This window comes from Shewanella sp. GD03713 (genome assembly GCF_029843705.1).
Classification (GTDB): domain Bacteria; phylum Pseudomonadota; class Gammaproteobacteria; order Enterobacterales; family Shewanellaceae; genus Shewanella.
Genome location: NZ_JAOCIW010000001.1, coordinates 182,211 through 202,400, shown reverse-complemented (window position 1 = coordinate 202,400; position 20,190 = coordinate 182,211). Strand labels below are relative to the sequence as shown.

The window sequence follows — 20,190 nt, the reverse complement described above, 5'->3', positions numbered from 1 at the left end:
AGAGTAAAAACAACAGTGGAAGTGACAGTTAAGAACGCCAAATGCCAAACACAAAAAAGCCAGCTTATTCAGCTGGCTTCATTGTTTAATTAGGCGCTTGGCGATGACCTACTCTCACATGGGGAGACCCCACACTACCATCGGCGCGATTGCGTTTCACTTCTGAGTTCGGGATGGGATCAGGTGGGACCACAATGCTATTGTCACCAAGCAAATTTGGTATTTACTTACCTGTCTTATCTCACGCAGGCAGTAAATGAATTCGGAAAGCTGGATTGAGTTGCACTTCTTAAGTGTTTGTATTCGTCTAAGTATTACTTAGTAAAACCCATCTGGGTTGTATGGTTAAGCCTCTCGAGTCATTAGTATCAGTTAGCTCAACGCCTCACAACGCTTACACACCTGACCTATCAACGTCCTAGTCTCGAACGGCTCTTTAGTGGACTTATAGTCCAAGGGATGACTCATCTTGGGGCTCGCTTCCCGCTTAGATGCTTTCAGCGGTTATCGATTCCGAACATAGCTACCGGGCAATGCCATTGGCATGACAACCCGAACACCAGCGGTTCGTTCACTCCGGTCCTCTCGTACTAGGAGCAACTCCCCTCAATCATCCAACGCCCACGGCAGATAGGGACCGAACTGTCTCACGACGTTCTGAACCCAGCTCGCGTACCACTTTAAATGGCGAACAGCCATACCCTTGGGACCGACTTCAGCCCCAGGATGTGATGAGCCGACATCGAGGTGCCAAACACCGCCGTCGATATGAACTCTTGGGCGGTATCAGCCTGTTATCCCCGGAGTACCTTTTATCCGTTGAGCGATGGCCCTTCCATTCAGAACCACCGGATCACTATGACCTACTTTCGTACCTGCTCGACGTGTCTGTCTCGCAGTTAAGCTGGCTTATGCCATTGCACTAACCGTACGATGTCCGACCGTACTTAGCCAACCTTCGTGCTCCTCCGTTACTCTTTGGGAGGAGACCGCCCCAGTCAAACTACCCACCAGGCACTGTCCTTAACCCCGATTAGGGGCCCAAGTTAGAACATCAACACTACAAGGGTGGTATTTCAAGGACGACTCCACGAGAACTAGCGTTCCCGCTTCAAAGTCTCCCACCTATCCTACACATGTAGGGTCAATGTTCAGTGCCAAGCTATAGTAAAGGTTCACGGGGTCTTTCCGTCTAGCCGCGGGTATACGGCATCTTCACCGCAATTTCAACTTCACTGAGTCTCGGCTGGAGACAGCGTGGCCATCATTACGCCATTCGTGCAGGTCGGAACTTACCCGACAAGGAATTTCGCTACCTTAGGACCGTTATAGTTACGGCCGCCGTTTACCGGGGCTTCGATCATGAGCTTCTCTTGCGATAACCCAATCAATTAACCTTCCGGCACCGGGCAGGCGTCACACCGTATACGTCATCTTGCGATTTTGCACAGTGCTGTGTTTTTGATAAACAGTTGCAGCCACCTGGTATCTGCGACTGCCGTCAGCTTAGGGAGCAAGTCCCATCACCAACAGCAGCGTACCTTCTCCCGAAGTTACGGTACCATTTTGCCTAGTTCCTTCAGCCGAGTTCTCTCAAGCGCCTTGGTATTCTCTACCCGACCACCTGTGTCGGTTTGGGGTACGATTCCCGCTAACCTGAAGCTTAGAAGATTTTCCTGGAAGCATGGCATCAACTACTTCATCCCCTTGGGGACTCGTCATCAGCTCTCAGTGTTAAGAACGCCCGGATTTGCCTAAGCGTTCCACCTACCACCTTAAACGCGGACTACCAACGCCGCGCTAGCCTAGCCTTCTCCGTCTCTCCATCGCAGTTAGCGGAAGTACAGAAATATTAATCTGTTTCCCATCGACTACGCCTTTCGGCCTCGCCTTAGGGGTCGACTCACCCTGCCCCGATTAACGTTGGACAGGAACCCTTGGTCTTTCGGCGAGGGGGTTTTTCACCCCCTTTATCGTTACTCATGTCAGCATTCGCACTTCTGATACCTCCAGCGTGGGTTACCCCTTCACCTTCAACGGCTTACAGAACGCTCCTCTACCGCGCAACCCTAATGGATTGCACCCGTAGCTTCGGTGGTATGTTTAGCCCCGTTACATCTTCCGCGCAGGCCGACTCGACTAGTGAGCTATTACGCTTTCTTTAAATGATGGCTGCTTCTAAGCCAACATCCTAGCTGTCTAAGCCTTCCCACATCGTTTCCCACTTAACATACACTTTGGGACCTTAGCTGACGGTCTGGGTTGTTTCCCTTTTGACGACGGACGTTAGCACCCGCCGTCTGTCTCCCGGATAGCACTCTTTGGTATTCGGAGTTTGCAAAGGGTTGGTAAGTCGGGATGACCCCCTAGCCTTAACAGTGCTCTACCCCCAAAGGTGTTCGTCCGAGGCGCTACCTAAATAGCTTTCGAGGAGAACCAGATATCTCCCGGTTTGATTGGCCTTTCACCCCCAGCCACAAGTCATCCGCTAATTTTTCAACATTAGTCGGTTCGGTCCTCCAGTTGATGTTACTCAACCTTCAACCTGCCCATGGCTAGATCACCGGGTTTCGGGTCTACGCCTTGCAACTAAACGCGCAGTTAACACTCGGTTTCCCTACGGCTCCGCTATTCGCTTAACCTCGCTACAAAACGTAAGTCGCTGACCCATTATACAAAAGGTACGCAGTCACGGTCTCAAGAACCGCTCCCACTGCTTGTACGTATACGGTTTCAGGTTCTATTTCACTCCCCTCACAGGGGTTCTTTTCGCCTTTCCCTCACGGTACTGGTTCACTATCGGTCAGTCAGGAGTATTTAGCCTTGGAGGATGGTCCCCCCATATTCAAACAGGATATCACGTGTCCCGCCTTACTCGTTTTCATCAAAGGTTAGTTTTCGTGTACGGGGCTATCACCCTGTGCCGCTGGACTTTCCAGACCATTCCACTAACACCCCTCTGACTTAAGGGCTAATCCCCGTTCGCTCGCCGCTACTAGGGGAATCTCGGTTGATTTCTTTTCCTAAGGGTACTTAGATGTTTCAGTTCCCCTCGTTTGCCTCACTACACTATGTATTCATGTAGTGATAACAGCTTATGCTGCTGGGTTCCCCCATTCGGACATCGTTAGCTCAAATGCTTGTTACTAGCTCGCCAACGCTTTTCGCAAGTTACTACGTCCTTCATCGCCTCTGACTGCCAAGGCATCCACCGTATACGCTTAGTCGCTTAACCATACAACCCAAATGAGTTTCACTTGAATTGTTGCGACCAGCTGGTTTTACTTGTCTCATCTTCGACCAAGAAGATGGACTCGCCTTAGACTTGAATATTCAAGACACTTAAAAAGTGTTTTAAGAACTCAATTTTTTTCGTATTAACACAACGACAGACATCATTGTATTAATTACTATCAGCTTTCCAAATTGTTAAAGAGCGGGCTTAAAAAAGCCAAAGATAATTTTTCAGTTTATCTTTGGCATCTCTAACCAGATTGCAGTAAGTGGTGGAGCTATGCGGGATCGAACCGCAGACCTCCTGCGTGCAAGGCAGGCGCTCTCCCAGCTGAGCTATAGCCCCATTTACATGCAGTGCGAGTATCAGATGTCCCAACCCTCAAAGGATTGGTGGGTCAGAGTGGACTTGAACCACCGACCTCACCCTTATCAGGGGTGCGCTCTAACCAGCTGAGCTACAGACCCATCTTTTACTCTATCTTCTATCAAGCAAATCTGTGTGAACACTCAACAAACATCGAGTTAGTCGTATAGGTAAGGAGGTGATCCAGCCCCAGGTTCCCCTAGGGCTACCTTGTTACGACTTCACCCCAGTCATGAACCACAAAGTGGTGAGCGCCCTCCCGAAGGTTAAGCTACCCACTTCTTTTGCAGCCCACTCCCATGGTGTGACGGGCGGTGTGTACAAGGCCCGGGAACGTATTCACCGTGGCATTCTGATCCACGATTACTAGCGATTCCGACTTCATGGAGTCGAGTTGCAGACTCCAATCCGGACTACGACGAGCTTTGTGAGATTAGCTCCACCTCGCGGCTTTGCAACCCTCTGTACTCGCCATTGTAGCACGTGTGTAGCCCTACTCGTAAGGGCCATGATGACTTGACGTCGTCCCCACCTTCCTCCGGTTTATCACCGGCAGTCTCCCTAGAGTTCCCACCATTACGTGCTGGCAAATAAGGATAGGGGTTGCGCTCGTTGCGGGACTTAACCCAACATTTCACAACACGAGCTGACGACAGCCATGCAGCACCTGTCTCAGAGTTCCCGAAGGCACTAAGCTATCTCTAGCGAATTCTCTGGATGTCAAGAGTAGGTAAGGTTCTTCGCGTTGCATCGAATTAAACCACATGCTCCACCGCTTGTGCGGGCCCCCGTCAATTCATTTGAGTTTTAACCTTGCGGCCGTACTCCCCAGGCGGTCTACTTAATGCGTTAGCTTGAGAGCCCAGTGTTCAAGACACCAAACTCCGAGTAGACATCGTTTACGGCGTGGACTACCAGGGTATCTAATCCTGTTTGCTCCCCACGCTTTCGTGCCTGAGCGTCAGTCTTTGTCCAGGGGGCCGCCTTCGCCACCGGTATTCCTCCAGATCTCTACGCATTTCACCGCTACACCTGGAATTCTACCCCCCTCTACAAGACTCTAGTTTGCCAGTTCGAAATGCAATTCCCAGGTTGAGCCCGGGGCTTTCACATCTCGCTTAACAAACCGCCTGCGCACGCTTTACGCCCAGTAATTCCGATTAACGCTTGGACCCTCCGTATTACCGCGGCTGCTGGCACGGAGTTAGCCGGTCCTTCTTCTGTAGGTAACGTCACAGCTGCAAGGTATTAACTTACAACCTTTCCTCCCTACTGAAAGTGCTTTACAACCCGAAGGCCTTCTTCACACACGCGGCATGGCTGCATCAGGGTTTCCCCCATTGTGCAATATTCCCCACTGCTGCCTCCCGTAGGAGTCTGGGCCGTGTCTCAGTCCCAGTGTGGCTGATCATCCTCTCAGAACAGCTAGGGATCGTCGCCTTGGTGAGCCATTACCTCACCAACTAGCTAATCCCACCTAGGTTCATCCAATCGCGAGAGGCCCGAAAGTCCCCCTCTTTCCCCCGTAGGGCGTATGCGGTATTAGCAGTCGTTTCCAACTGTTATCCCCCTCGACTGGGCAGATCCCTAGGCATTACTCACCCGTCCGCCGCTCGCCACCTCAGGAGTAAACTCCCTTGTGCTGCCGCTCGACTTGCATGTGTTAGGCCTGCCGCCAGCGTTCAATCTGAGCCATGATCAAACTCTTCAATTAAAAGTTTTTTTGTTTCCGAAGAAACGGCTCAATGAATTCTGAATCGACTTAACTTAATAAGTCGTTGTACATATTGCTATGAACACTCATTCATTGATGTAAATTTTCATTACTCGCCAAATGGCAGAGTAATTTCGATTAACTCAACACCTGTGAGTGTCCACACAGATTTGCTTGATAAATTGTTAAAGAGCGTTGACCATCGCCTTATCACAAGTGATTTCAGCGGGTCAGGGCTGCGTATTCTACGCATTCCCGTTTTTGCGTCAAGTAGTTTTTGCAACTTTCTTTTCGCTCATCAAGGAGTGAATCACTCGATGAACTGGCACTTGAAACTGCGTATCGCTGTCTGCCGTGTCAGTGGATGCGCATTATAGGCAGCAGAACTTTTTACGCAAGGGCTTTTTTCGCTTCTTGAAATCGTACGCCGATATTTTAAACATCATGTCTATTTTTTATCTATTTCTGCTTTGTTATTCGATTTAAAAGCGAATTTTTATCTGAGAAATGATAAATCACGCTCAATTTTTCGGCAGCGGTCTAGTGTAAAAGTAAATAATTCATTACCATATGACTTGCTGTTAACAGTTATTTATCATTTTCTATTTCATTCAGAGAGCATTTATATGCAAAAGTCATTTCTTATTGTTTTGGTTATTGCCATTCTCGGCGCAATCGCGCTATCTCAATTTGCAACTACATTACCTGCGTACATCGCTTTTGTTGCTGGCGTTATCATTACTACTCTCGTTTTTAAATTTGTCCCTGAGACAAACCAAGCTCAAGGTGCTGATGAGCAATATGTTGGCCCGACCATGACACTCTATGTAGGCAACTTGCCTTATCGTGTCCATGAGGGTGAAGTAAAGGTTCTGTTTGGTGAGTTCGGCCCCGTCAACTCAGTACGTTTAGTACGTGATCGTAAAACGGGACGTCGTAAAGGGTTCGGCTTTGTGGAAATGTCCGAAGCGGGAGCTCAAAAGGCGATGGTCAAGTTGAACGATTTTAACTTCCAAGAAAGAACCTTGAAGGTTAGAGAAGCGAAGACTCAAGATTCGGAAGCTGCCGACCGTACAGGTACCGATGAATAATCCGCGTTAATTTATCCGTTTGAGTTGATTGTGGTGATTCGCTCTAGGGTTGAAAAGCCACAATCGACTAACGTAGTCGCTAATCCCTCACTGATTTCTGCTTTAGTATAAAACGCCTGCATAAGTAAATTACTGTGCGCGTCTTCTTCCTGAACTTGCTCATCACTCTTAGTCTCAGCCAACAAGGTTTTGACTCGCTTGGCGATGGCCTCTCCAGAATCGAGCAAGGTGACACCTTGGCCTAATACCTGTTGCAGTTCATCACGCAGCATGGGGAAGTGAGTACATCCAAGCACCAAAACATCTAAGTCCGCTTCGACTATTGGTGATAGCACCTGTGTTAACCGCGCCATATCTAATTGGCCCGTGGCAATCTTCTGTTCGGCCATTAGCACTAATTCGGAAGATCCGAACAGCTCAACGTGGCAATCATCGGCAAATTGGCTGATGAGTTCGTAGGTATAGTGGCGCTTGACCGTACCAGGAGTGGCCAGCAAACCGATACGCTTACTTTTAGATAACTGCGCCGCGGGTTTAATGGCGGGGACAACACCCACCACAGGAATAGATAGAGTGGCACGCAGCGCGGGCAGCACAACAGTACTCGCGGTATTGCAAGCTACGACAACAATGGCGGCGTGGGTACGCTCGACGACTTGGTCGATGAGCGCAACACAACCCGAGATAAGTTCCTGCTCTTCTAATTCGCCATAGGGCAATCTGGCATTATCGAATAAATAGCAGTAATCGTGATGTGGGAGCAGTTTGCGAATTTCGGCCAATACGGATAGACCGCCGATGCCAGAATCGAATACTAATATTGGTTGCGACAAGCCGGTCTCCAGTTAATTCGTTGCCCCATGCGCGGGCGGATTTTCCCACAGCTTTGCTCAAACCGCAAAACCAAGATGCTGGACATTCGTGTCACCTAGTATAAAATTTGCGCCCCAATTTACAGCCACGGTGAATCGACAATGAACTTAGCAGCAATGGATCCCACGACCTATGATGCGCAACTAACGGCAAAGCGTATCAAGCTAGAGCAGGCCTTTGCCCAATTTGAGACACCGAGTGTTGAAGTGTTTGCCTCAGAACCTGCCCACTATCGGATGCGCGCCGAGTTTCGCGTATGGCACGAGGGCGACGATTTATACTATTACATGTTCGATAAAGTATTGAACGACAAAGTTCGTTGCGATCAATACTTACCCGCGAGTGCCTTAATCAATCAGATGATGGCGGCGCTGATCGCCGAGTTAAAACCGAACCACAGCCTACGCCATAAACTCTTTCAGGTTGATTTTTTATCAACGCTCAGTGGTGAGATTCTCGTGTCACTGCTGTATCACAGACAGCTTGATGATCAATGGCGCAGCGAAGCCGCTGCACTTAAAGCCAGATTGAGCAGCCAATTTAAGGTCAATATCATTGGCCGTGCGCGCAAACAGAAAATCGATTTAGATAAAGACTTTGTGGTTGAGTCACTGCAAGTGAATGACAAAGTTTTCCATTACAAACAAATCGAAAACAGCTTTACCCAGCCAAATGCCAAGGTGGCAATCAAGATGCTGGAATGGGCTATTGACGTGACTCAACGCAGCCAAGGCGATTTACTGGAGCTTTACTGTGGTAATGGCAACTTCTCCATCGCGCTGGCACAAAACTTTAATCGCGTGCTCGCGACCGAGTTAGCTAAACCTTCGGTGGATGCTGCCCAGTACAATATCGAAGTCAACAATATCGATAATCTGCAGATTATCCGTATGTCGGCGGAAGAATTTAGCGATGCGATGGCGAAAAAGCGCAGCTTTAGACGCTTAGAAGGCATAGATCTGGATAGCTATGTCTGCAACACCATTTTTGTCGACCCGCCACGAGCAGGTATCGACCCCGCCACGTTGGAGCTAGTGCAAGGTTATGAGCGGATCCTGTATATCTCTTGTAATCCCGACACCTTGAAAGACAATTTGCAGCAATTAAATCAGACCCATAAAGTCACCCGTTTTGCCCTGTTCGATCAGTTCCCTTACACCGACCATATGGAAACAGGTGTACTGCTTGAGCGTCGTTAGGCGACTCTATGTACCTAAAAATAAAGGAGCCATTGGCTCCTTTATTTTTGGACTAAATCACAATCTTACTTAACGATGCTCAACCTTGTGTTGTAAGGCTTCGGCGCCCTTTGCCACCATACGTAATTGCATCACCAGTTGATCGGCAAGCACTTTACGATCGGCGCGCTTCATATCCAGTGCCGACGCTCCGGCGTTAAACACTAAGGTCACTAGCGCTTCAGCCTGTGCTCTGGCGAGCATAGGCGTGCGGCCCGCTGTCGCTTCGGTGTAATGGGCCAGTTCAGAGATAAAATGTTCAATCTCGCGGGCTACCGCGGCGCGGAAGGCCGCCGAAGTACCTGAACGCTCATGTAGTAAGATTCTGAAAACGTTTGGATTAGAATCAAGTACTTCCATAAAGGTATCGACAGAAATGCGGATCACACTGCCCCCGGCTTCGGCACGTTGCCGCCCCTTTCGCATCATCTGCCTTAGAGTCAGCCCGCCTTCGTCGACCATGGTCAACCCAAGCTCATTCATATCCTTAAAATGACGATAAAAGGATGTGGGCGCAATGTTGGCTTCCCTCGCCACCTCACGCAAACTTAAGCTAGAGAAACTTCGCTCAGCACTGAGCTGGTTAAACGCCGCATCGACCAATGCCCGCCGAGTTTTCTCTTTTTGCTGTGCACGAATACCCATTCTTCAATCCGCTAACTGAATGTAATGACGCGATAATACCGCTTTTGCGTCTGAAACACAGCCCCATCCACCTTGACCAAACAAGATTGCTAGGCTAAATTAGCTTACAGTTGTACGCTCAAATGCGGATATTGGAAACTATAATGAATAAACCCCCTATCATCTGGCTAAATGTCATCCTCTTTAGCCTCACCTTCCTCAGTGCAGTTATCCTCGTTCCTTGGTATGGCATAGCCCACGGTTATGGCGCCAGCGAATGGATTGCTTTTGTGGTGTTAGCCTTTGCCAGTGGTCTGTCGATCACAGCGGGTTACCATAGACTCTGGTCGCACAAGGCCTATAAAGCTCACCCTGCGGTACGTTTCCTCTACGCGCTTGGCGGAGCATTAGCATTACAAAACAGTGCATTACATTGGGCATCCGATCATCGTGTGCACCATAAGCATGTCGATGACAATGATAAAGACCCCTACTCGGCTAACATGGGTTTCTGGTACAGCCATATCGGTTGGATGCTGCGCGAATATCAAGCCCAACGTTACCATGACTACCAAAACGTGCGTGATTTGCAGAACGACCGTATTGTTATGTGGCAACACAAGCACTATCTCGCCCTCGTAATTCTGATGAACATTGGTTTGCCCGCGCTACTCGGCTGGTTCACTGGTAATATCGCTGGCATGTTGCTGATGGCAGGATTGCTGCGCTTAGTCGTTGTGCATCACTGCACCTTCTTCATTAACTCCCTCGCCCACGTGTGGGGTAGCCAACCTTATACCGATAAAAACACCGCCCGTGACAACGGTTTTCTAGCGATGTTGACCTACGGTGAGGGTTACCATAATTTCCACCATATCTTCGAAAATGATTACCGTAACGGCATTAAATGGTGGCATTACGATCCGACTAAGTGGTTGATTAAGGCGTTATCTTGGGTTGGCTTAGCCAAAGACCTACGCACCAGTCCACAGGAGCGGATTGAGAGCGCACGCTTGCAGATGCAACTGCTGAATGCCAAAAATAAAGTGATCCATCTGCCCAATGCCGATGAAGTGATTGAGAAAATCCAACAGGAATACGAGTTAATGAAGGAACATTTACTCGAATACTATCAGGCAAAAAAGGCGCTGCTAGAAGCCAAGCGTAAGCAACTGGTCGATCAACAGTTGCTACTGCAAGTCGAAGAATTAAAGACACGATTCCTGACTCAGCAAAAAAGCTGGAAGAGCCTCACGGCAAGTTATAGCTAGACCACAATTCTCGGTAAAAATCATACGGCCGCCTTGCATGGTGGCCGTATCCTATTATGATGATGCCTCAATCACTTTTTACAGGATGTAGGGCTCATGTCGAATTCCGCTGTATCTTCCGCCGATAGCATTAAACTCACAGAATATAGTCATGGTGCCGGCTGCGGCTGTAAAATTTCCCCTAAAGTACTGACCACGATTCTTGCCTCGCAGCTGCCTGTATTTACCGATCCTAACCTGTTGGTCGGCAATCAAAGCCGTGATGATGCAGCCGTTTACAAGCTCAACGATGAAATCGGCATTATCAGCACCACCGACTTTTTTATGCCTATCGTAGATGATCCCTTTACCTTTGGCCGTATCGCCGCCACTAATGCCATTAGTGATATCTATGCCATGGGTGGCACGCCCATGATGGCGATTGCGATTCTAGGCTGGCCAGTGAACAAACTCCCCGCCGAGATTGCACAGCAAGTGGTTGATGGCGGCCGTCAAGCCTGTATGGAAGCTGGGATAATGTTAGCCGGTGGTCACAGTATCGATGCGCCTGAGCCAATCTTTGGCCTTGCGGTCACCGGGCAAATCGCCCTCACAGATTTAAAACAAAACGATACCGCAAAAGCGGACGATCGCTTGTATCTCACTAAACCTATCGGTATTGGCATTCTCACCACGGCACAAAAGCAGAAGAAGCTCAAAGATGAAGATAGCCAAATTGCAGTAAATGCCATGTGCCAGCTCAATAGCATAGGCGCCAAAATCGCTAAGATTAAAGGCGTGAACGCCCTCACAGATGTCACAGGTTTTGGGCTTGCAGGCCATCTACTGGAAGTATGCCAAGGCGCTAAACTCACTGCCAAACTTGACCTCGATGCCGTGCCACTCTTACCGCGCGCCCTCGACTATCTAGCGCAAGGCTGTATTCCCGGTGGCACCCATCGTAACTACGACAGTTATGGCGAACACTTACCCACACTTACCGATCATCAAAAAGCCATTTTGTGTGACCCACAAACCAGTGGTGGCTTGCTAGTGGCAGTGTCGAGTGAGGCCGAAGCGGAACTGGTGGCGCTACTTAATGCCCATCAAATTGAGCCTATCTGTATTGGCTCGCTAGAAACGCCCACCTCCACCGCCAATGTGGTGCTGTGTTAATGACAACTAAGCTCATCCCCGCCCAGCAATATCACGATATCTTTATCGCTGGGCAGCCATTAATCGACTTAAGGGCGCCAATCGAGTTTAACCGCGGCGCTTTTCCTTCCTCGGTAAATCTGCCGTTAATGGTTGATAAGGAAAGGGAAAAGGTCGGCACTTGCTACAAAGCGCAAGGACAGCAAGCCGCGATAGCCTTGGGCCATTCCCTCGTGCATGGCGTGGTAAAACAGCAGCGTATTGATGCTTGGTTAAACTTTTTATCAGCAAACCCCCAAGCTTATCTTTACTGCTTTCGCGGCGGGCTACGCTCACAGTTAACCCAGCAATGGCTGCAAGAGGCAGGCGTTACCGTGCCTTATGTACAGGGCGGCTACAAAGGCATGCGCCAATATTTAATTGGTGTCATTGAGACGGCGCCAAGTCAGCAACCTTTGCTAAGCCTGAGTGGCATGACGGGAAGCGGTAAAACCGATTTTTTAAGACACCGTAAAGAAGCAATCGATCTCGAAGGCATTGCCAATCACAGAGGCTCGAGCTTTGGAAAAAACATCGATCCACAACCAACACAAATTAACTTTGAAAATCGGCTCGCCATTGCCCTGTTACACCATCAATTAGGTAATCACGCCTGTTTGTTGCTCGAGGATGAAAGCTTTTTGATTGGCCGCTCGGCGCTGCCGCAAAGCTTTTATAGCGCCATGCAGACGGCCGATATTGTAGTACTCGAAGAAGATGATGACATCAGGCTCACTCGCTTACTCGATGAATATGTTCATAAAATGCACCGAGGATTTATCGAGCGTCTCGGCTTAGAGGCAGGTTTCGAAGCCTTTAGCCACTACCTATTACAGAGTCTTGGCAGCATTCGCAAACGTCTTGGCGGAAAGCAATATCAAGAGCTGCAAGACATCATGCAACAAGCACTGTCTCAGCAACTTAATCAAAATCAAACCTCACAACATTTGGCTTGGATAAGCCTGCTACTGCACAAGTATTACGACCCCATGTACGAATACCAGTTGCAAAAGAAAGCCGGCAATATTCTGTTTAGGGGAAGTCACCAAGCCACGCATGAGTGGCTGGATAACTATCAGCGGAATAGCTATTAGCGAAATAACGGTCCCTTGGATAACCACCACTCAAAAGGCTAAAAACAAGAAAACCGTGTGCTAACTGCCACGGTTTTCTTTATCCATCTCGTAAACTTAGGACTTATTGAGTAGATTCGCGACACTATCCCTGAGCGAGTGCCGAGTCGCACTTTGCCCATCCACCACATCCGTTAAGCTCACCGATACCTTGGACCAAAAGCGTTTTGGCATTGTGGTCAATGCATGGCCATCTTTATGACTAAAGTAAGAGCCCCACAGTCCATTGAGCGCCATAGGGACCACCGGCACAGGATCGCGAGCGAGGATTTTATCGATACCGGGACGAAACTCGCCGAGTTCACCATCGGGGGTTAAACGACCTTCGGGGAAGATACACACCAACTCGCCATTCGCTAACGCCTCATGAATCGATTCAAAGGCTTGATTGTAAGTGGCCTCACTCTGGCGCGGCGAACAAATCGGGATCACCCCAGCATGGCGGAACAGGTATTTCAGCACAGGGATTTCACTGATAGATTTATCCATCACGAAACGAATCGGCCGGGTCGACGCCCCCATAATGATCAACGCATCCACATAGCTCACATGGTTACAGATTATGATGCCAGCGCCTTCTTTAGGGATTTTTTCTCGCCCAGTCACAGTCACCCGATACATCACATGGCTGAGTAAGTAACTGATAAATCGTTGAGTAAACTCAGGCACTTGCGAATACACATAAAGCGCAACCACAAAGTTCATCACCGCCAGCAGCAGGAACAACTGTGGAATGCTCCAGCCAGCCCCCCCGAGTAACAGCATAGACAACAACGCCGACGCCACCATAAAGAGCGAGTTCATAATGTTATTCGCGGCAATCGCTTGCGCACATTCTCCCTTAGCGGAGCGCGCTTGAATAAAGGCATACAGAGGCACAATAAACAGACCACCGCTGACACCAATCATAAAGAAGTCCAACATCACTCGATAATGCTTCGGCTCGGCAATAAAGGAGTGTAAGCCATAAACAAACTGCGCATCCTCAGGTGCTGGCGGAATCGCCCAAAGCAAGTCCACACCAAACACAGTTAACCCGAGCACCCCAAAGGGCAGCAAACCTAACTCCACATGGCCAAAGGAAAAACGCTCACAGACAAAGGAGCCCACCGCAATCCCGATAGAAAACATCCCCAGTAGAAGCGACACCACAGTCGCGCCAGAGTGCAGGTGCAGCTTGGCAAAGTTAGGGAATTGGGTCAGATATGTGGCACCCAAAAACCAGAACCAGCTAATGGCGAGGATGGCCATCCAAATCGAAGGTGTTTGACGCGCCTTCTTTATGGTGCGCCAAGTGCCTGATAATGGGCGAAATTGGATTTTCTCTACTGTGCCCTGCGGCGGTAAAGCTGGGATCGCGCGGCTAGATAAATATCCCGCCAAGGCAAGGCTCGCGACCGTGATGGCCGACCATAGGGTGGCATTGTTTTCAGACACCAAAATCCCAGCACTCAAGGTACCAATCAAGATAGACAAAAACGTCCCCATCTCAACCCAGGCATTGCCCGTGACTAACTCATCCTCTTTTAAGGCTTGAGGTAGGAGGGAATACTTGACCGGGCCAAAATAGGCTGACTGACTACCGGTTAAAAACAGCAGTAATAACATCATCATGTAATTTTCGCTCACGATGGCCGCGGCGGCGCTGAACATAATGATGACTTCGAGCAGTTTTAAGCGACGGATAAGTTTGGCCTTATCCATATTATCGGCCACCACACCTGCATGGGCCGAAAACAGGAAAAACGGCAGGATAAATACCCCAGCAGCCAAATTGACAAACATGTCGACACTAATAGGTAAATCATTGACTTGGCTGAAGGTGACCAGCAGCAACAACACATTTTTATAGATATTGTCGTTAAGTGCCCCAAGGCATTGAGTAGCAAAATACGGTAAAAAACGTTTTGTTAGCAGCATGATGCTTCCCTCTGATAACCCATTCCCTGTAAATACCCAGTCACATGACTTTCTAACAAAGCGGGTAAAGATGCCGTATCGGCAAACAATTTATTATCCAGTGATAAGGCGGTGAGGCCGTGGATGCCGCCCCAGAGTACTCGGCTCATTTGAAGTTGCTGCTCAGCAGTTTTATGGGGGAATAACAGGGCTAACTCACGCTCAATTAAACTGAATAAACCCGCGATAAGCTGGCCTTGGGATTCGGGCAAAGGTTCACAGTCGAGTAACTGCAGTTCAAATACCAACTTAAAACATTGGCGCTGTGCATGGGCAAACTCAGCGTATTTTTGCGCCATGCTAATGATTTGATTGCGACTATTCTCTGCATTGACCTCGGAGAGCTCATGCATCAGCGCTTGCAACGTTGACTCAGAAACGGCTAATAGAAGGTAGTTATAGCTACCAAAGATATTGATTAAGGTACTCGGCACATAGCCAATCTGGCTAGCAATCTTGCGCAAACTCAGCTCCTGTGTCCCTTGCTGTTGCAGCAGCGCCATTGCCGCTTCTATTGCCATAGCACGAATCTCATCATGACTATGTTCTTTGCGTCTCGCCATAGGTCTCACTCCCTGTTGAATGCAGTGAGATTAACAGCCCAAAAAATAAAAAACAACGTTCAAAATAAGTTTATTTTGCGTACAGCATGAAATAAAAGCCATAAAAATGAGGGAAGAAGGGCTAACTTTGAGGTAATCGCTCGATGGAAACCTTGAAAAAAATTTAACTTTTAACGCATAAAAAACGGCGCCCTCAATCAAGAGCGCCGTTTCGACATTGAACTTTACCTAGCGGCAGTGATAGCTCATCACCACCCTGTCGGCCCCAGCACCAAAATAGTCCGCTTCGAAGGCGGTATCGACAAACCCTAAACGCTGATACAAACCATGGGCAGGATTATGGGGATCGACGGTTAAATCCACCCGCTTAACCTGAGATGGTAGTTGGGTTAAACATTGTTGGATTAATTTTTTACCAATGCCTTGCCCGCGGGCTTGCTCACCCACCGCCACGGAGAGGATCCACATACAGGCGGGGTCGCTACTTTGAGCACAGAGCAAATAGCCTAAAATCTCCCCGCCATCATCTACGGCAACCAGAAACTGCTCAGGCCAACAATCAAATCCCTGGCGGAAGAAAAAATCGGGATAACAATGGTCGCCAAAGATAGCCTGTTCGAGTTGAAAAACATCGGCTAACTCTGACTTTAATACTGGACGGATAGACTGCATGTAAAACTATTCACCAATTAAAATTTTATCCCACTCTAAATTGGGCGCACCAACAACAATAAAGTTAGGATTTTCAAGCGTCTCACGCTCGTTATAGGTTAAAGGTTGCAGTTCGGTATCCATGAGCTGGCCACCTGCTTCCTCAATAATGATCTGCGCGGCGCCGGTATCCCACTCACCCGTCGGCCCGACTCGCACATAACAATCGGCGCGTCCTTCGGCAACCAGACAACTCTTTAAGGCAGCACCGCCCATGACCACCAGCTCACAATGCTTAGGCTGATTAAACAGGGTCAACACGGATTGGGGATCCTGACGACGACTCACAGCTAACCTAAGGGAAACTTGCTCACGGTGCTGAATTTGCCGACTACTGATGCGCACTTCCTGCTTATCGGTGCGTTTATAGGCACCTAAGCCGGCAATGGCGTAATAACACACCTGCGTCATAGGCACATAGACCACGCCCATCACAGGACGATTGTGTTCCACCAGCGCGATGATCACCGAAAAATCACCACTGCCCGCAATAAACTCCCCCGTACCATCGAGAGGGTCGACTAACCAATAACGTTTCCAGCCTTCGCGCACGTTTAGGGGAATATCGGCAGCCTCTTCAGACAGGATAGGAATATCGGGTGTCAATGCGGCTAAGCGTTCACAGATCAGCTGATTCGCCGCTAGGTCCGCCGAGGTGACAGGGGTATTATCAGACTTGGTTTCTCGTTCAAAATTACCCTTGAGGTAAATCTCACGAATAGTGCGACCCGCATCCGTTGCTATCGCAATCACCTCGTCGATTAACTCTTCTGGCTTCATAACCACTCCAATCGCAAACTTCGCGAATGATTTACAAGCACTCAGTTGCTGAACGCTTTAACGAAAAAGATTATTTAAGTTGTAGGTGTTTCTGCGCTAAAAACAATGCGCTCACACTACGAGATTCGGAAAAATCGCTATTATCGAGTAACGCTTCCCACTCGGCCAACGCCCAAGGCACCACATCTATGGGTTCAGGCTCATCGCCTTCGAGGCGGCTTTCATATAAATCTTCTGCGATGAAAATTTGCATCTTGCTAGAGAAATAACCCGGCGCAAGACTAAGTTCTTTCAACAGTGTCAGCTTACGCGCCCCAAAACCGATTTCTTCCTGCAATTCTCGATTGGCCGCCTCGATAGCTTGCTCACCAGGGTCAATTAATCCCTTAGGAAAACCTAGCTCGTAATTATCTGTTCCAGCGGCATATTCTCGAGCTAACAGCATGTTGCCTTGATGAATGGGTACCACCATCACAGCGCCTCGGCTACCACCCTTCATCCGCTCATACTGGCGCTCAACACCATTGGAGAATTTAAGATGAACCTGTTCAATTTGAAACAAGCGGCTCTTAGCGACAACTTCGGTATGTAAGATTTCCGGCTTATGGTGCCGCTGCGACATAACTGCCCCTGGATAAAAATAGCAACAAACTAACTAGGATAAGTGACAATCTTACTATCCTGTCTTTAATCTACAACCTGAATTTAGTGCGGCTATTCCAAAGACCACCATCCAAGCCATGGGATTTAAATCACATACTCAGCAATGACAAAGGAGAAACGGTTAAAACTTTTCGCTTTTTACCGCGAAAAATCACCAACAAAAAGGGGCTAAGCCCCTTTTGATGTCGACATCATTTAAAACTGATAGCGCAAATTGAGCTGATAACTCAATAGATCATTCGGCTCGATATCTATGTATTGATAACCTAACCCCACGGACCAAGCATCACTGAATTGGTAACTAAAACGCACTCCCGCATACCAATCAGTACCATCTAAATCGGTCTTGATCGTTGTATTGCCCATGGTACTGCTGATATCGGCTTGCCAATGGAACAAGCCAACGGGTACTTCAAAGCGCCAACCTTGATGCTGCAAGCCTTCGCCTCCATTAGCATCAGGACAACTCATTACAGGTGTGAAGTAAAGAAATATGGATTTTGACTCAAAACTCCCACAAGTAATGTTGGCCCTGAACGAGGTAAATCAGGAAGAAATGTCATTGAGCCGCCATTCAAATCTCTCGAATTTTGAAATCATTATTTATAGATATATCGAACAGGTTTACTTAGACACTTAATTGTAATCTGGGGAAAAAGTAATTTAGGTGACAAATGTAGTTCTCACCTACGCAATCTAGGACCATTACCCCAAACAGAGTTAATACAAGGCAAATGTGAATATCTGAAAACATATTTTCGTTTGGAATAAATTCACCACTGTTTGTTGGACAAATAGCAACCACACAGGACATCCCATGTTTGATTGGAAGAAGATTGATACTGTACTGCTCGATATGGATGGCACCCTGCTCGACCTGCACTTTGATAACCATTTTTGGTTGAGTCTGGTGCCACAGGAGCTGAGCAAGCAGCGGGGATTAAGCCAGAGCCAGGCACAACAACTGGTGGAAGAAGCCTACGGCAGAGTCGCGGGCACGTTAGACTGGTATTGCCTCGATTATTGGCAATCCGAGTTACAGCTCGACATTATGGGGCTTCACCGCAACTTAGTTGACCGTATTCAGCTGCGCCAAGACAGCATGCCATTTCTCGATGCCCTTGCCGCTGCGGGTAAAAAACGTATCTTAGTCACCAATGCCCATCCTAAGAGTCTTGCGCTTAAGCTGGAACACACTGAACTGGCAAGCGGCTTAGATGCGATGATTTCGAGTCATGAAACGGGTTATCCCAAGGAACACCCACAATTTTGGCAAACGCTATTTGAAAAATTCGCCCTAGTGCCAGAGCGCTGCCTGTTTATCGATGATAGCGAGCCGATTTTGAATGCGGCGCGCTTAGCAGGCGTGGGCCATCAGCTCGGGATCAGCAATCCCGATAGCCAAAAGCCTGCTAAGGCCTTCCATGATTTTCCGGCCATTAGCGACTATCGCCTGCTGTTTGCCGATCTAGCGGGTTAATCCTTTAAAACAAAAGGCACCCTAAGGTGCCTTTATCGAATCATTCTCAAGCTTATCTAAGATTAAAGCCCAGGAATACGACCTTGATAAACCACAGGGAAGTAACCATCGCTGCCACGCTTGCCGAGCATACCGAGGGATTTACGCATATCTTCTGGCTGTTCGTTGGTTTCTTTAATCTTAGCGGCAACCTTAACCATATTGCCTTCATCTAGCTGTAGCGTGCCGATAATCCCCAACTGGTTTTTGCTCTCATCGGTGGCGAGCTGCGCTTTACCCTCGACACAACTTAGCCCCAGTTCGATATTACCCAGTGGATAATTGCCGAATTGGTTCTTCACATTGGTTTGATTTAAAAACAGCTTACCCGATAACTGCTCGCACCAAGGTTTACCTTGTTCTAGAGTTTCCACAAGCAAGCTGACTTCACCGTTAATTTCGGTTCTAAAGGGCAGTTTTGCATTGCCAATCAAGAAGCTATCAGGCGCTTCAAAACGCAATCCTTGAGCGCTGATCCCGCCCATAGACCAAGTGACGACACCTTTGGCACTCACAGGGGTTGCACGGCTACCCACTTGAAAATCTAGCTTCACTTTACCTAAAAACAACGCCCAAGGGCTCAACTCCCAGCGAACTTGTTCCAATTGGCGTTGCTGCAGATTTAAGGTTTCGATGCTGCCAGACCAAATACTGCCACTCACTCCTGAAATTCCCACATTTGCAGGCAGTGGCGTGAGGCGCACAGCGACACTGGCGGGAAATAACGCCAGCAAAAACACTAAATAAACCAGTACACCTATAATGATTTTTTTTATCAAACTCACAGCTACACCTTAACCTATTGCGCTAGTTGGATACGTCTTACTTTGACATAGCCAGGCGCGTCGGCCTCTGCCAAATCAACACTCTCAAGTGATAGGCCTTTTTTCTGCACTAAGTCACTCAAATAATTGAGTAAGGCATCGAATGGCACATCATCCATCCACACTTGGATTTTATCGCCCTGGGGCTGCATACGAGTGATCACTAATCCGTAAGTGCCCGCCGTTTGGTTAACGACCGAGCTTAAGCTGCCTGACATTGTCGGTTTAGCGCCGCTTTGTTTTAAGCCAGCGATTTTATTCGCCGTTTGCTTTACATAGGTCAGGGTCTGCTGCTGCGCCGTTAAGTTGCGAAGTGCATTGGCTTCGGCATTGGCAATGGGTGTCCAGATGCCCCAGTAAAACACGCCGATCACTAAGAAAACGGCGCCGAAGCCGACGATTTGCTGCTCGCGCGATGCAAGCCCTTGCCACCAAGTCCGCAAATTATCCATC

Annotated in this window: 16 protein-coding genes, 2 tRNA genes and 3 rRNA genes; 6 read left to right on the top strand and 15 right to left on the bottom strand. The window is 48.5% G+C overall.

The window, feature by feature from the left end:
- Window positions 1–95 precede the first annotated feature (95 nt).
- The 5 genes from rrf to N5E87_RS00920 form a co-directional block, all read right to left on the bottom strand.
- A 5S ribosomal RNA gene (gene rrf, locus N5E87_RS00940) occupies window positions 96–211 on the bottom strand.
- Window positions 212–341: 130 nt separating this feature from the next.
- Window positions 342–3,235, bottom strand: a 23S ribosomal RNA gene (locus N5E87_RS00935).
- 269 nt (window positions 3,236–3,504) lie between these two features.
- Window positions 3,505–3,580: transfer RNA gene (locus tag N5E87_RS00930), tRNA-Ala, on the bottom strand.
- A gap of 45 nt (window positions 3,581–3,625) precedes the next feature.
- Window positions 3,626–3,702 (bottom strand) — tRNA-Ile (locus N5E87_RS00925).
- Between the two features lie 70 nt (window positions 3,703–3,772).
- Window positions 3,773–5,315 (bottom strand): 16S ribosomal RNA (locus N5E87_RS00920).
- The 16S, 23S and 5S rRNA genes sit together here with 2 tRNA genes alongside, the layout of an rRNA operon.
- 626 nt (window positions 5,316–5,941) lie before the next feature.
- Between N5E87_RS00920 and N5E87_RS00915 the strand changes: the two genes are divergently transcribed.
- Window positions 5,942–6,406, top strand: a complete 465-nt coding sequence (locus N5E87_RS00915; RefSeq protein ID WP_011715450.1) for an RNA-binding protein — start codon at window positions 5,942–5,944, stop codon at window positions 6,404–6,406.
- Between the two features lie 11 nt (window positions 6,407–6,417).
- Here N5E87_RS00915 and murI read toward each other — a convergent pair whose 3' ends face one another.
- Window positions 6,418–7,239, bottom strand: a complete 822-nt coding sequence (gene murI, locus N5E87_RS00910; protein WP_279774922.1) for a glutamate racemase — start codon at window positions 7,237–7,239, stop codon at window positions 6,418–6,420.
- Window positions 7,240–7,380: 141 nt separating this feature from the next.
- Between murI and trmA the strand changes: the two genes are divergently transcribed.
- On the top strand, window positions 7,381–8,478 hold the full coding sequence (gene trmA, locus N5E87_RS00905) for a tRNA (uridine(54)-C5)-methyltransferase TrmA (RefSeq protein WP_086902844.1): 1,098 nt from the start codon (window positions 7,381–7,383) through the stop codon (window positions 8,476–8,478).
- A 69-nt stretch (window positions 8,479–8,547) separates the two neighbouring features.
- Here the strand turns inward: trmA and fabR are convergent, their stop codons facing one another.
- Window positions 8,548–9,162, bottom strand: a complete 615-nt coding sequence (fabR, locus tag N5E87_RS00900; RefSeq protein WP_011070594.1) for an HTH-type transcriptional repressor FabR — start codon at window positions 9,160–9,162, stop codon at window positions 8,548–8,550.
- 143 nt (window positions 9,163–9,305) lie between these two features.
- Here fabR and N5E87_RS00895 point away from each other — a divergent pair, with 143 nt between their 5' ends.
- The 3 genes from N5E87_RS00895 to mnmH all read left to right on the top strand — a co-directional run bounded on the left by N5E87_RS00895 (window position 9,306) and on the right by mnmH (window position 12,679).
- Window positions 9,306–10,412: a fatty acid desaturase gene (locus N5E87_RS00895; RefSeq protein ID WP_279774921.1), complete on the top strand. Its 1,107-nt coding sequence runs from the start codon at window positions 9,306–9,308 to the stop codon at window positions 10,410–10,412.
- A gap of 96 nt (window positions 10,413–10,508) precedes the next feature.
- Window positions 10,509–11,567, top strand: a complete 1,059-nt coding sequence (gene selD, locus N5E87_RS00890) for a selenide, water dikinase SelD (RefSeq protein ID WP_086902846.1) — start codon at window positions 10,509–10,511, stop codon at window positions 11,565–11,567.
- Window positions 11,567–12,679 carry a tRNA 2-selenouridine(34) synthase MnmH gene (mnmH, locus tag N5E87_RS00885; protein WP_086902847.1) on the top strand — a complete coding sequence of 371 codons (1,113 nt, stop codon included), beginning with the start codon at window positions 11,567–11,569 and terminating at the stop codon, window positions 12,677–12,679. The genes selD and mnmH overlap by 1 nt, the downstream gene beginning before the upstream one ends.
- 96 nt (window positions 12,680–12,775) lie before the next feature.
- Here the strand turns inward: mnmH and N5E87_RS00880 are convergent, their stop codons facing one another.
- The 6 genes from N5E87_RS00880 to N5E87_RS00855 form a co-directional block, all read right to left on the bottom strand.
- A complete protein-coding gene (locus tag N5E87_RS00880; RefSeq protein ID WP_086902848.1) occupies window positions 12,776–14,638 on the bottom strand; it encodes an MFS transporter in 1,863 nt (620 codons plus the stop codon).
- Window positions 14,629–15,240: a TetR/AcrR family transcriptional regulator gene (locus N5E87_RS00875; protein ID WP_086902849.1), complete on the bottom strand. Its 612-nt coding sequence runs from the start codon at window positions 15,238–15,240 to the stop codon at window positions 14,629–14,631. The genes N5E87_RS00880 and N5E87_RS00875 overlap by 10 nt, the downstream gene beginning before the upstream one ends.
- A gap of 228 nt (window positions 15,241–15,468) precedes the next feature.
- Window positions 15,469–15,912, bottom strand: coding sequence for an N-acetyltransferase (locus N5E87_RS00870; RefSeq protein ID WP_086902850.1), 444 nt, complete (start codon window positions 15,910–15,912; stop codon window positions 15,469–15,471).
- Window positions 15,913–15,918: 6 nt separating this feature from the next.
- Window positions 15,919–16,731, bottom strand: coding sequence for a 3'(2'),5'-bisphosphate nucleotidase CysQ (cysQ, locus tag N5E87_RS00865; RefSeq protein WP_086902851.1), 813 nt, complete (start codon window positions 16,729–16,731; stop codon window positions 15,919–15,921).
- Between the two features lie 70 nt (window positions 16,732–16,801).
- Complete coding sequence (gene nudE / locus N5E87_RS00860) at window positions 16,802–17,353, bottom strand: ADP compounds hydrolase NudE (RefSeq protein WP_011621002.1); 552 nt, start codon at window positions 17,351–17,353, stop codon at window positions 16,802–16,804.
- 236 nt (window positions 17,354–17,589) lie between these two features.
- Complete coding sequence (locus N5E87_RS00855; RefSeq protein WP_256657238.1) at window positions 17,590–17,832, bottom strand: porin family protein; 243 nt, start codon at window positions 17,830–17,832, stop codon at window positions 17,590–17,592.
- Window positions 17,833–18,211: 379 nt separating this feature from the next.
- Here N5E87_RS00855 and yrfG point away from each other — a divergent pair, with 379 nt between their 5' ends.
- The gene (gene yrfG, locus N5E87_RS00850; protein WP_011624784.1) at window positions 18,212–18,874 is read left to right on the top strand and encodes a GMP/IMP nucleotidase; all 663 of its coding nucleotides are present in this window, start codon (window positions 18,212–18,214) and stop codon (window positions 18,872–18,874) included.
- A 62-nt stretch (window positions 18,875–18,936) separates the two neighbouring features.
- Here the strand turns inward: yrfG and N5E87_RS00845 are convergent, their stop codons facing one another.
- Together N5E87_RS00845 and N5E87_RS00840 are read right to left on the bottom strand one after the other, a co-directional pair.
- On the bottom strand, window positions 18,937–19,698 hold the full coding sequence (locus N5E87_RS00845) for a type II secretion system protein N (protein WP_279774920.1): 762 nt from the start codon (window positions 19,696–19,698) through the stop codon (window positions 18,937–18,939).
- 14 nt (window positions 19,699–19,712) lie between these two features.
- Complete coding sequence (locus tag N5E87_RS00840) at window positions 19,713–20,189, bottom strand: type II secretion system protein M (RefSeq protein WP_011715431.1); 477 nt, start codon at window positions 20,187–20,189, stop codon at window positions 19,713–19,715.
- Between the last annotated feature and the right edge of the window lies 1 nt (window position 20,190).